The 11,779-nt window shown below is 61.7% G+C and carries 14 protein-coding genes; 10 read left to right on the forward strand and 4 right to left on the reverse strand.

Annotated features, from left to right (window positions below):
• Positions 1-81 precede the first annotated feature (81 nt).
• From AB7290_RS26500 to AB7290_RS26515, 4 genes are all read left to right on the forward strand, one after another.
• Positions 82-2,976: an ATP-binding protein gene (locus AB7290_RS26500; protein WP_441254157.1), complete on the forward strand. Its 2,895-nt coding sequence runs from the start codon at positions 82-84 to the stop codon at positions 2,974-2,976.
• Between the two features lie 274 nt (positions 2,977-3,250).
• A complete protein-coding gene (locus AB7290_RS26505; RefSeq protein WP_244623120.1) occupies positions 3,251-5,023 on the forward strand; it encodes a di-heme-cytochrome C peroxidase in 1,773 nt (590 codons plus the stop codon).
• Between the two features lie 114 nt (positions 5,024-5,137).
• Positions 5,138-5,719 carry a peroxidase-related enzyme gene (locus tag AB7290_RS26510; RefSeq protein WP_085404814.1) on the forward strand — a complete coding sequence of 194 codons (582 nt, stop codon included), beginning with the start codon at positions 5,138-5,140 and terminating at the stop codon, positions 5,717-5,719.
• Positions 5,716-6,213, forward strand: a complete 498-nt coding sequence (locus AB7290_RS26515) for an MgtC/SapB family protein (RefSeq protein WP_085404815.1) — start codon at positions 5,716-5,718, stop codon at positions 6,211-6,213. The genes AB7290_RS26510 and AB7290_RS26515 overlap by 4 nt, the downstream gene beginning before the upstream one ends.
• A gap of 32 nt (positions 6,214-6,245) precedes the next feature.
• Here the strand turns inward: AB7290_RS26515 and AB7290_RS26520 are convergent, their stop codons facing one another.
• Together AB7290_RS26520 and AB7290_RS26525 are read right to left on the reverse strand one after the other, a co-directional pair.
• A complete protein-coding gene (locus AB7290_RS26520) occupies positions 6,246-6,413 on the reverse strand; it encodes a hypothetical protein (RefSeq protein WP_166094532.1) in 168 nt (55 codons plus the stop codon).
• A 139-nt stretch (positions 6,414-6,552) separates the two neighbouring features.
• The gene (locus AB7290_RS26525; RefSeq protein WP_085404816.1) at positions 6,553-7,284 is read right to left on the reverse strand and encodes a Crp/Fnr family transcriptional regulator; all 732 of its coding nucleotides are present in this window, start codon (positions 7,282-7,284) and stop codon (positions 6,553-6,555) included.
• 162 nt (positions 7,285-7,446) lie between these two features.
• On the opposite strand from AB7290_RS26525, the gene AB7290_RS26530 reads away from it, so the two are divergent.
• Entirely contained in the window at positions 7,447-7,650 is a 204-nt protein-coding gene (locus AB7290_RS26530) for a hypothetical protein (protein ID WP_085404817.1), read from the forward strand.
• Positions 7,651-7,693: 43 nt separating this feature from the next.
• Here the strand turns inward: AB7290_RS26530 and AB7290_RS26535 are convergent, their stop codons facing one another.
• Positions 7,694-7,837, reverse strand: a complete 144-nt coding sequence (locus tag AB7290_RS26535) for a hypothetical protein (RefSeq protein ID WP_166094525.1) — start codon at positions 7,835-7,837, stop codon at positions 7,694-7,696.
• Between the two features lie 276 nt (positions 7,838-8,113).
• On the opposite strand from AB7290_RS26535, the gene AB7290_RS26540 reads away from it, so the two are divergent.
• Positions 8,114-8,269, forward strand: a complete 156-nt coding sequence (locus tag AB7290_RS26540) for a hypothetical protein (RefSeq protein WP_166352319.1) — start codon at positions 8,114-8,116, stop codon at positions 8,267-8,269.
• A 15-nt stretch (positions 8,270-8,284) separates the two neighbouring features.
• On the opposite strand, the gene AB7290_RS26545 is transcribed toward AB7290_RS26540, so the two are convergent.
• A complete protein-coding gene (locus tag AB7290_RS26545; protein ID WP_085404818.1) occupies positions 8,285-8,914 on the reverse strand; it encodes a ParB-like protein in 630 nt (209 codons plus the stop codon).
• Between the two features lie 338 nt (positions 8,915-9,252).
• Here AB7290_RS26545 and AB7290_RS26550 point away from each other — a divergent pair, with 338 nt between their 5' ends.
• The 4 genes from AB7290_RS26550 to AB7290_RS26565 all read left to right on the forward strand — a co-directional run bounded on the left by AB7290_RS26550 (position 9,253) and on the right by AB7290_RS26565 (position 11,773).
• Positions 9,253-9,594: a hypothetical protein gene (locus AB7290_RS26550; protein WP_063983965.1), complete on the forward strand. Its 342-nt coding sequence runs from the start codon at positions 9,253-9,255 to the stop codon at positions 9,592-9,594.
• Between the two features lie 208 nt (positions 9,595-9,802).
• Positions 9,803-10,090, forward strand: coding sequence for an acyl carrier protein (locus AB7290_RS26555; RefSeq protein ID WP_007592476.1), 288 nt, complete (start codon positions 9,803-9,805; stop codon positions 10,088-10,090).
• Between the two features lie 10 nt (positions 10,091-10,100).
• On the forward strand, positions 10,101-10,571 hold the full coding sequence (locus tag AB7290_RS26560; protein WP_063983966.1) for a 3-hydroxyacyl-ACP dehydratase FabZ family protein: 471 nt from the start codon (positions 10,101-10,103) through the stop codon (positions 10,569-10,571).
• Positions 10,568-11,773: a beta-ketoacyl-ACP synthase gene (locus tag AB7290_RS26565; RefSeq protein WP_085404820.1), complete on the forward strand. Its 1,206-nt coding sequence runs from the start codon at positions 10,568-10,570 to the stop codon at positions 11,771-11,773. Before AB7290_RS26560 ends, AB7290_RS26565 begins: the two co-directional genes overlap by 4 nt.
• Positions 11,774-11,779: the final 6 nt, after the last annotated feature.

Consider the following 11,779-nt stretch of genomic DNA (forward strand, 5'->3'; position numbering starts at 1 on the left):
TCGCGGATAGCCCAAGGCTTGTCCTTCGTGCTACCCTTGCCTTTTAGAGCCGGTTTGAGCACGCGGGGCGCGAAGATGTCCGTGGGCGGTGCCAATATTGCGGATCGTAACATCATAACGGTGCTCGCCGTCGACATGGTGGGTTCAACTCGCCACATCGCGGCTTGCGATCCCGATGAAGCTCAAGCGTTTTTGGACCAGTGGCTGGATCACATCCGCAGCTCCGTGGAGCGTCTCGGGGGACAGATTGTCCACTATGCGGGAGACGGTGGCATTGCCATATTCGGCTGGCCAACCGCATATGAGGATCATGCGGATCGTGCGTGCATCGCAGCCTGGGACATTCAGAGTCATAGCCAGTCGACCGGCCCCAGGGGAGATCCGGTCAACTTTCGCGTCGGACTTCACTCCGGCCTGGTCGGCTTACGCATAGGCGGCAAAAATGCCATCGCCCGCTTCGACGTTGCCGGAGCGACCGTGCACGTTGCTGCCAAGCTGCAGCAGGAAGCGGCGGCAGGCGAGATCAGGGTTAGCGCCGAAACCGCAAAGCTGTGCCGATCGCCACTCGAACTTGCGGCACACAAGACGACTTCGGGAATCGCCGATCGGGTCATCGAGGCCTACACGCTGAATGCCCGGCCGGACGATGTCGATCACAACGAAATCGCCAGCCGCTATCAAAATCCGATCGTGAATCGGGTCGACGAACTTGCGGCGCTTCGGGAGCTCCTCCCGCGCCCGGGCGCCAAAAGCTGCTCCGTCACGCTGCTGGGCGAACCAGGTATCGGCAAGAGCCGCCTTGCGACAGCCGTAATGACCGAGGCACTGACATCCGACGTGAGATGCTGCGTCTTTTATGGCGGCGTACAGAAACGTGCCACCGCATTCGCCGCCGCCCGCACCTTGGTGGGCGACATGCTCGCTGCAAACAGCTCATCTTCGGATGAACATATTCGCGAGGCTCTCGCGGAACTGCACGTCGAGGCAGGCGATCGCAGAAAGCTCGAAGCCCTATTCATCGCCGGAAAAGCGTCCTCTCGCCAACGATTGACCGACAATACGCAAACGCAAATTGCACGTGCACTTGTCAATGCCTTCCTCGCGTTGGCGCTTGATAGACCAACTCTCTTGCTGATCGAAGACCTCCAGTGGATCGATCCGGAAAGCCGCCATTTCCTGAAATTGCTCGCGCGCGCAAGTACTCCACAGCCGCTTTGCATATTGCTGACCGGACGTCCGGAATCATCAGACCAGTCCATGGAGATTGCGGACTCGCTCATTCATCTGCAACCGCTGTCGCGGGCCTGCATGGAGGCTTTGGGACGCCAATTGTGGCCGAAAACTCGATCCCCCACCGTGTTTGCGAGAGCAATCGATCGCGCCGACGGCGTCCCCTTCGTATTGGAAGAGTTCTTGCGCTCGGCGGACGCGACGAACGCAACGAGCGAACATTCGCTGCCTCAGAGCGTCGAGTCCGTGATTCATGCGCGGCTGCAACGACTTTCTCCGAAGTTGAAGGCATTCGTGCAGACGCTCAGCCTGCTGGGACAGGAGGTAGAAATCCAATTGGCCACGACGGTGCTCGGCGTGGACGTAGGCGAGCTGCTGACTGCGTTGTTCGAGCTTGCCCGATTTGCTTTTGTTCATCCGCTTGCGGGTAACTCCGTGCGTTTCCGGCATCAGATCATCGCCGAGGCCTGTGCAAACACGATACCGCGTGGCCGGCGCCTGGAAATTCACCAGGCCGCTGTCCAGGCGATCATTCGGCGCTACCCGAATCTGGATGGTCGTTACGAACAGTTGGCCTTTCATGCAGAGGAATCCGGAGATGCTGATGCTGCACTTGGCTATCTCTGGGACGCCGCCGTCGAAGCGCGCCGGAACGCCGCAGCCTCATCGCTCAGTTTGATATACGACCGGGCGATCAAGCTCATCGAGCGTCTTGGGGAAGCCGCCGAAGAAAAATATGTCGACTTCGGTCGAATGAGCTTCGCTTCGATGCTGCAACTCGGCGAATTCAAAAAAGTAAATATGCATTTGCCACGAACGTTGGAGCTGGCGCGGCGCCAAGGCAGGATTGCTCACGTGTGCAGCGTCCAGTCGCAACTCGGGATGGTCTACTGGTTTGAGGGCCGGTATGAAGAAGGGCTGCAAATAACGAGCGAGGGATTGAGAACGGCTCGAGCGCTGAAATCGACCGCACTCATATTTTCAAATCAGACCATCATGGCAAATGTGTTGCACAGCATGGGCCACGTCCATCGCGCGATTGCGGCGATGGACGAACTGAATGAAATGCTCACAGGAGAACTCGAGACTGCCCGTCTCGGGACACCGGCCGGTCCAAAATGCACGGTTTTGGCATTCAGGAGCTGGTTCATGAATGCAACAGGTCAATATGCGGAGGCGCTCGGATTCGCATTGCGTGCATTGGAGATCGCAGTTCGCGAACAGGATTCATATGGGCAAGTGCTCGCCCGCATCACGATGGGACGAAATCTCCTCATGCTCCATCGAAATGACCAGGCTGTCGAATGCTTGTCGATTGCAAGGGAGATCGTCGAACGTAACGGCTACGATGCCAGCAAGGCGAACCTGACCGGAGCAATGGCGACCGCTCTGGCACGAACAGGCCAGGCACATCAGGCCGTCGACCTGATAGACGCTTGTATGGAGAGCGGCACGCATCTGCGGACAGGCCAGATCGAGCTCTGCCTTCTCTATGCGGGTTACTCTGAGGCTCTCGTTCGGGACGGGAAATCCGAACGTGGCCTGAGCGCCCTGGATGCTGCTCTTTCCATCGCCAGGACCATCAGGAATCCATGGCTGATTGTCGAATGTCTTGGTTTGAGGGGGCGACTGCTCGCCGAGGCGAAGCCTGGCACCGCCCGCGTCGCTAAGGATCTCGCCGAGATGCACGCGATTTGCGATCAGTTTGGCATTGTTGCCTGGGACGGATCCCGGCTCGCGGTTTAGCAAGGCCGCTCGTGTCGAGACACACCAGTTCACCGGGCCCGTTTCGTGGGCTCGCCGCGCTTCAACGGGCGCGGCATGCAATCCGGGGCTCCGACCCGGAGCAACGACCTTGACGGGACTTTGCCAAGAAGTACAATCTCGAGCATCGGACGGCTATTTCTGACAGCTCTCGTCGCTACCGGGCGAGCTGCGTCTCGCCGAGCTGCGCATATCTCCACAAATTCTGATTTCGAGAAAATGGGTGGTTCAATTGTAGTTCACGGAGGCTCATGCGATGCGTCGTGTCGCTTTCCTCATTCGCTTTGCGCTGGTCGTCGCCGCAAGTTCGGGAATTGAGACCGCTCTCGGCGATCCGATATATGTCGACCAAGGCCCGACATGGACAGCGGAAGACAGGGCTGACTACTACACGCGCGACCAAGGCTCCCGCTTAATCAACCTCACCTGGTTACGGGCATTGAAAGCGAAGGACGGACAACCGTTCCTCTCGGATGGTCTTACCCGATACGGCTTTCTCCCAAATCCGGACAATAAGGCCAACCTCCCCGTCGGCCTCCACACCACAGGTCCCGCAGAGTCCCCGATGGTCGGGATAACATGCTCCGCGTGCCACACGCGGCAGGTTGAAGTGGAGGGCAAGACTTACCGCATCGATGGCGGTCCGGCCTTTATGGATTTCCAGGAGTTCCTGAGCGACCTGGACAAGGCGGTAGGAGACGTAACCGCCAGCGACACGGCATTCGCTGCATTTGCTGCGGCCGTCTCCCAACCTGCGACACCTTCTGCTGCCGATGTTGCCGCACTACGTCAGAGGGTTGATGCATGGCACCGGCGCGTTCATGCATTCGTGACCGGTACATTGCCGCCAGTTGGTTGGGGCCCCGGACGTCTGGACGCGATCGGGATCATCTTCAACCGCATATCCGGCACCGACGTTGGGCCGCCGCCCGATTTTTTGATCCCGGAGAACATGAAGATTGGCGATGCTCCGGTGCGCTATCCTTTCCTGTGGAATTCACCGATGCAGAACCAGACCGACTGGGCCGGTTTTGTGTTGAATGGAAACCGCGTCTTCGCACTAGCCCGGAACGCGGGACAGGCTCTCGCATTCGGCAACTTCGAACCAAGGCGCTCGTTCGGCCCGTTCTTCAACTATGCCAACTCCATCAACTTCGATGGACTGAAACGACTTGAGGAATTGCTCCTGAAGATGGGCCCGCCAAAATGGCCATCAGATTGGCCTATCGACTCGAAGCTGGCTAAAGACGGTCAAAAAATCTTCGAGAGGCAGTGCAGCAAGGGGTGTCACGAGAAGAAGGAAGTCCGTGCCCTGCGCGACCTGTTTGTTACGACGTGGGTGACGCCGGTTCAGAACGTCGGCACCGACACACGTCAATTCGACGAGCTTGGTTGGAGGGTGAAGACCGGCGCGCTGAAGGGAGCAGGTATCCCGTTGATCGCCAGGCACCTCGAGGAGGAGGATTATGCCGTCCACATGATGTTCAGTGCAGTCGCCGGAGCGATCCTCGACAATAAGCTGTTTTTGGGGAGCGACGTCGGCTCCGGTGACGGCTTTGGCTCCTCGTTGCCTCCCAACGCCCAAAAGGCGCCCTCCACATCCCTCTCTCTGTCACCGGCTCCGGTCAAGGCGTCCATCGCGCCGCCCAGCAGCGCGCAACCTCCGGGCCAGCCAGAAAGCCTGACGATCGAACCGGGGACGCTTCTTGAGCGGACCCTCAACAGAGGCGAGTATGAAGCTCGCGTGCTGGAGGGAATTTGGGCCGCGGCGCCTTACTTGCACAACGGCTCGGTGCCGACATTGGCGGAATTGCTCGTACCGCCTGCGAAGCGTATGTCACAATTCAAAGTTGGCGCGAGATACGACATCAAAAATGTTGGTCTTGACGTCACACAAGAGGGGCCAAATCGTCCGGTCACCGATTGCAATGACCTCAATTCAGGAAACAGCCGATGCGGGCATGACTATGGCACGCGCTTGCGCGACGACGAAAAGAAGGCACTCCTCGAATATTTGAAGACTCTTTGAGAGCCTCGGCTCTCTCTGCACTGGCCAGGATGTAGTCCGCGCAAGCGCTTTGCGCGAAGGACTGCGATCGACTATGTTCCGCGTTTCCCCGAGAGCCCCATCCGGAACATTGTCATGTCCCCTCCTCCTTCAAAACGCTTCCCCGCACCCGCCCTCGACACGCTCCCCGACGACATCCGCACGCGCCTGCTCGCCGTGCAGGAGAAGAGCGGCTTCGTGCCGAACGTGTTCCTGACGCTGGCCTACCGGCCCGACGAGTTCCGCGCGTTCTTCGCCTATCACGACGCGCTGATGGAGAAGGACGGCGGCCTCACCAAGGCCGAGCGCGAGATGATCGTGGTCGCGACCTCGGCGGCCAACCAGTGCCAGTATTGCGTGATCGCGCACGGCGCGATCCTGCGCATTCGCGCCAAGAACCCGCTGATCGCCGACCAGGTCGCTGTGAACTACCGCAAGGCCGACATCACGCCGCGGCAAAAGGCGATGCTCGATTTCGCGATGAAGGTCTCGGCCGACGCACAGCGCGTCTCCGAGGAGGACTTCGGGGCGCTTGCACCGCACGGCTTCAGCGACGACGACATCTGGGACATTGCCGCAATCTCCGCCTTCTTCGCGCTGTCCAACCGGCTGGCAAACTTCACCGGCATGAGGCCGAACGAGGAGTTTTACCTGATGGGGCGCTTGCCGAAAAAATGACGGAGCTCGACTGGCCCGAAATCCTTGCTCGTCTCGGTGCCGCGACCGTCGCCGCCGGCGCGATCGGCCTCGACCGCGACCTGCACGGCAAGCCGATCGGGCTGAAGACGCTCGGCATCGTCGGGCTCTCCACGGCGACCGTGGTTCTGCTCGCCCTGCAGCTCGCCGAGCCAACCAGGGTCGCCGATGCCGTCAGCCGCGTCATCCAGGGCATCCTCACCGGCATCGGCTTTCTCGGTGCCGGCGTCATCGTGCATCAAAGCATGGGATTTCGCGTCCGCGGGCTGACCAGCGCCGCCTGCACCTTTCTCGCAGCCTGCATCGGCATCGTCTGCGGCGCCGGACAGTGGAAGATCGTCGCCGTCGCGCTGGCGCTCGCCTTCGTGCTGCTGACGGTGGGCCGCCACATCGAGCGACGGTTGCACCGCGTGCTCGGCGGCAAGGAGGATGCGCACACCGCTGAGACGTCTCCGGACGCGCCGCCGCGGACCTAGCCGGCTGCGCCAGCACGCGGCTCTCACATCCGTCACGTTTTCCGTCGCTGGCTCCAGAAGCTTCCGACGCCGACGATGGCGGTGACGAGCAGAACGGCAACGAAGGTCTGGATGATCGTGAAATTCAGGGCATCGCGCGCGACGAACAGCGCGGTGATGGCACCGGCAACGATGAAGAGAATGCGAAAGATTGCGCTCACGGTGATGCCTCCGGGTCAGCATGACTCGGAGCCACCTGCGCCCTCGACATTCAGGCAACACCGGTTCGGCAATCATGCCGATGGACCATAGCGCCCTGCACCGATACGAATTTGCGGTAGGTCAAGTCGCCTGCGCGCCTCAAAGCGTTGGCGACTGATGCAGGTAACGGCCGTCGAAATCGGCAAGTTCCAAAAATTTCCGCTCGTCCAGCACCGTGACGCGGCCGCGGTGCAGCTCGACGATGCCCTCCTGCCGCAACTGCTTGATCACGCGGTTGGCGTGCACCCCGGTGATTCCCAGGGCTTCGCCGATCTGCTCCTGGGTCAGCGGCATCTCGAAGCTGTTGCCGTCAAGACGCCCGATGACCCGGAGGCGTTCGCGCAGCTCGATCATGACATGGGCAAGCCTTGCGGGCGCGGGACGCTGGCCGACATTGACGATCCATTCGCGAAACATGGCGGCGTCGATCAGCGTATCTCGCCAGAACATCTCGGCGACGCTTGGACTGCGCTGGTGCAATTTCCGCAGCGTTTCGTGACTGATGAAGCCGAGCGTGCACGGTGTCAGCGTCGACAAATCGTGATCCATCACGTGCAGGAACAGGCTCATCAGGTCGGGGATCTCGCCGGGGATGTGGATGGAGAGGATCTGGCGCTTGCCGCTTGCTATCGTCTTGGAACGCGCACAGAAGCCGTCTGCGATCAGGCAGCAATCGGTTGCGCGCTCGCCGTCGCGCACCACGGGCGCCTCCGCCGGATATTGACGAACCGCGATTGGGAGCGCCTCGATCTCCTTCACGTCGTCGTCCGAGATGCCTGAAGATGTACGCAAACGCCTGACAAGCGCAGCACGGATCGTATCGCTAGGCACGCGAGCTAGCTCCGGTTGGTATGAGGTGGGACCTGTATTGCAATCCCTGGCGCCGAAGCGCCGCTGCAATGAAAAACCCGCGATCCACGCCCCCGGTTCCAACAAAAGTTAAGGACGCCACTCGCCTCCCCATGGTTGGCTTCGCGCCGGAAAGGTGCAGCCATGACCAAGAAGCGCAACCGCACGCGACCGGCCCTGTCACTCCAGGAGCGCCTGAACAGGTTCACGCAGGACGCCCGCGCCGCGGCCAAGAAGCTGCCCGCCGGCACCGAACGCCACACACTGTTGCAGAAGGCGCGCGACGGCGAGGCAGCCGCCGAGATCGAACGCCTTCTGTCCTCACCCGGCCCGCAGCACCAGAAGTGATCGTCCCACCGTTGCGTAGCGGCGACTGCGAGGCGCTACGCCGCTAGCGCTGCGCCATCAACTCGAGCGCCGGAGCAAAGCGCTCGGAGAATGTCAGCGTCTTGGCGTGGCGAACTGCAGCAAACGATGCCGAGATTCCTGCTGTGGCGACTGCGAGCAAGGCGATTACGAAAACCAGACGGCGCATTTCGGCCTCCTGTGTGAGCTCGACTACCCCACAGAGATGGGGTGGCTCTGTTTCAGGACGGTTTCATCCCTGCGGAAAATGACTTCGCTCAAGCGGCTGTGATGAGATCCGGCTTCTCGGGCCGCCGCGCCGTAACCAACTAACAATCATCGTCGTTGTCTTGCGACGGTCGCGAGCGTTACCGGGAATTTCACGCCAGCGGCCACGATCATGAATCGCAAGACTGCCGCGATAAGCAGTATTCGCGGGAATGCGGAGTCATCGAGGATTGCTCAAATGAACGTCGTCATCCGGAAGCTCAATGGTCTATGGCACCTCGTCGTCGGCTCGTGCCAGATCCGAACGCCCTTCCTGGCAACCCAGGACCGCGCGCTGGTCGTGAGCTACGCCCGGCGCGTCTACCCCGGCGCCAAGATCTTTCAGCGCGACTGATGCGAGCGGTTGCGCCTAATCGTCATCCGCCGGCCCGCACCAGCCGGGCAGATAGATAGCGTCCTTGGTCTTGGCCGCGGACAGGGCCTTCTCGAGCGCCTTGTCGAAATTGGCATCGACTGCCTTGCGCGTCAGTTTCCGGCGCAGAAAGTCGGCCCACAGGAATTCCGAGAACGGCGTGGTGTCCTTGGCGAAGCCGCCCATGCGGCGGAGCTCGCCGGCAAGACTGCGGAAGGGATCATCCTTGAGATCGACGACCGATTTCGGCAAGTCGCGGAACGGACGCCGCTCGCCCTTGGAATCGTAAGGATAGACCCAGCGCTTGTTGTCCATCACGCCCCAGAAAGCCTCGCGCTCGACCATTCTGAGGTCGCCGACCACGGTCACCAGCACTTCCTTGACGCCCTCGTCGTGCAATGCGCGGCCGAGATGATGATGGTCGATCACGTAGTAGCGCTGGTCCGGTCCGTAGACGACGGGGATCATGTGATTGCCGAGCAGGTCGGCCTGCTTCTTCTTGCCGTGCTCGCGCCAGCGCTTGCGCTTCTCCTTGACCTCGCGCATGCCGACCGTCATCTGCGTCGGCCGGAGCGACAGGATCGGCACCGGATGCACTCTCGGTTCGCGCGCGTTGGTGGTGGTCATGATGAAGGCCCCTCACATGGTTGCAACCGTTGGTCCGGTTCCCCTGATTATGCCACGGGCCCCGCGGTGGCAAAATGCGTTCGATCCGGCCGCGGAGATCACAAGCAGATGTTCACGAGAGCCAGCGATGCATGCTTCGGGGTTGTTGCTGCAACGCAACCTCCGCTTCCTGTCACCGACCTGACAGCCGGCGGCGCGTTCGCTCGCGAGCCGCTCCGGAAATATGCCATGCAAGATAGTGCGAAAGCGCAATGCACGTGCGCGTTGAGAAGATTTTCTGCAAGGCATTCACGACGTATGCTATCTAAAAACCGCTGCTTCGGAGTGATCCCCTCACCATGAAAACACAGCGGCCCATCAGCTCGGATGACGAGCACCGGGTGCTCCAGTTCAGGCCGCGCAACGCGTCTCCCCCGCCGGTCCAACGGGGCAGCGGTACCGTCCAACCGCTGCGCGTCGCGCCCGAGCCGCTCGACCTGTCGCGCTACGAGAAGCCCCGCCCGGAACCGGACAATTTCCGCCACCGCATGCTCGCCAATATTGCGGCGCTCGCCTTCACCATCGCGCTGACCGCAATCGGGATCTGGCTCGCGGTGAGCATTGCCGACCTGCGCCGCACCCAGGATTGCGTGCTGATGGGCCGCCGCGACTGCGCCAAGATCACGACGCCCCATATCTAGGCACCCCCCGGGTGAAAAGGCCGCCGACGGCATCCCCAGCCCTGTCGCCGGGGCCGCCCGGCTCCATTGAACTCAGGGCGGCGCTCCGATATACGGGCTTTCGACCCGGCCAGAGGGGGGGTTGAGGGCGTCATCGGGGCGCGATGCCCACCCACCGTTCCACTCTGGAACCTCAGACAAATATCAGCAATATATCAAAGGCTTAGTGATGTCCTCCACATTCGATCAGGTCGCTACGATCATCGCTGAAACCTGCGACATCCCGCGCGACACGATCACGCCGGATAGCCACGCCATCGATGACCTCGGCATCGACAGCCTCGATTTCCTGGACATCGCGTTCGCAATCGACAAGCAGTTCGGCATCAAGCTGCCGCTGGAAAAGTGGACCCAGGAGGTCAACGACGGCAAGGCGACCACCGAGCAGTATTTCGTGCTGAAAAATCTGTGCGCCCGCATCGACGAACTGGTTGCGGCCAAGGGCGCGAGCGCCTAAGCGCGCGGTCATGCAACTCGAATACTTCCACATGATTGATCGCGTCGTCGACCTGAACGTCGACGCGAAGACGATTGTCGTCGAAGCCCTGGTCCCCAAGGAGAGCACGATCTTCGAGGGGCATTTCCCGGGCTATCCCCTGATGCCCGGCGTGCTCCTGATCGAATCGATGGCCCAGGCTTCGGGCTGGCTTCAGCTCGGCGTGCTCAAGTTCGAGCGCATGCCGATTCTGGCCGCCGTCAAGGAGGCCAAGGTCCGCGGCTCGGTCTTCCCCGGCGATCTCATGACCATCGAGGCGACCCTGTCGCATCAGGGCTCGGGCTATGCGGTGACCGAGGCCAAGATCAAGGTCGGCGGTAAGCTGCGCGCGAATTCGACGCTCACCTTCACGCAGATCCCCTTCCCCAATGCGGATATGCGCGGCTTCATGGACGCGGTCGCCAAACGCGTCGGCTTCCCGCAACAGGCCGGATCGCCATGACTGACACTGCTTTGAAGCCCGGCCAGACGGAAGTCTGGATCACCGGCATTGGCCTTGCCACCTCGCTCGGCGAAGGCCTGGACGCCAACTGGGCCGCGCTTCAGGACAAGCGCATCAATGTCGACGAGAAGGGCTTTGCGCCCTGCATCGTGCATCCCCTGATGCCGGTTAGCTTCGACAGCCAGATCCCGAAGAAGGGCGACCAGCGCCAGATGGAAGCCTGGCAGCGCATCGGCACCTACGCCGCGGGCCTGGCGCTCGATTCCGCCGGGATCAAGGGCAACAAGGACATCCTGTCGAAGATCGACATGGTGGTGGCCGCCGGCGGCGGCGAGCGCGACCTCAATGTCGACTCCGGCGTGCTCACGGCCGAGGTCAAGGGCGCCAATGCGCCCGGCTTCCTCAACGAACGGCTGATGAGCGATCTCAGGCCGACGCTGTTCCTGGCCCAGCTCTCGAACCTGCTCGCCGGCAACATCGCCATCGTGCACGGTCTCGGCGGCACCTCGCGCACTTTCATGGGCGAAGAGGTCGCGGGTGCCGATGCGGCGCGCATTGCGCTCGCGCGCATCGCCTCGGGCGAGAGCGACATCGCGCTGATCGGCGGCTCCCACAATGGCGAGCGCAAAGACCTGATGGTCCTCTACGAATTCGGCGACTTCAACCTGAAAGACAAGTTTGCTCCGGTGTGGGCGCGCAAGGATCACCCCGGTTTCGCGTTGGGATCTGCCGGCGCGTTCCTGGTGCTGGAATCGAAGGCGCACGCGGAAGCGCGCGGCGCAAAGCCGTTCGCAAAGCTGTCGAGCGTCGTTGCCGACCTCGCCCGGCGCAAGCAACCCGGCGACACGGCCGCGACGCTGGAGAAGCTTTGGGAAAAGCTGCCCAGGCGCGAGGGCAAGGGCGCGATCATATCGGGCGCGACCGGCGCGGAGCCCGCGACGTCAGAGGAGCGCGGCTTCCTGAAGGGCCATGCTGACTTCCCGGTGCGTTCGACCGGCACGATGTTCGGCCACGCCATGGAAACGCAATTCCCGCTTGGCATCGCGCTCGCGGCGCTGTCGATCTCGCGCGGTGCGCTGTTCCCGCCGAACGATTCCACCGGGACCGAGATTGAAATGCAGGGCGCGCCCACCCAGATTGTGGTGGTGGGGGCCGGACACTGGCGCGGCGAGGGCATGGCTCTGGTCGAGGCCGTAAGCTGAAGCGCG

The sequence above is a fragment of the Bradyrhizobium sp. 613_E4_N2_2 genome (assembly GCF_052075995.1).
GTDB classification, from domain to species: Bacteria; Pseudomonadota; Alphaproteobacteria; order Rhizobiales; family Xanthobacteraceae; genus Bradyrhizobium; species Bradyrhizobium barranii.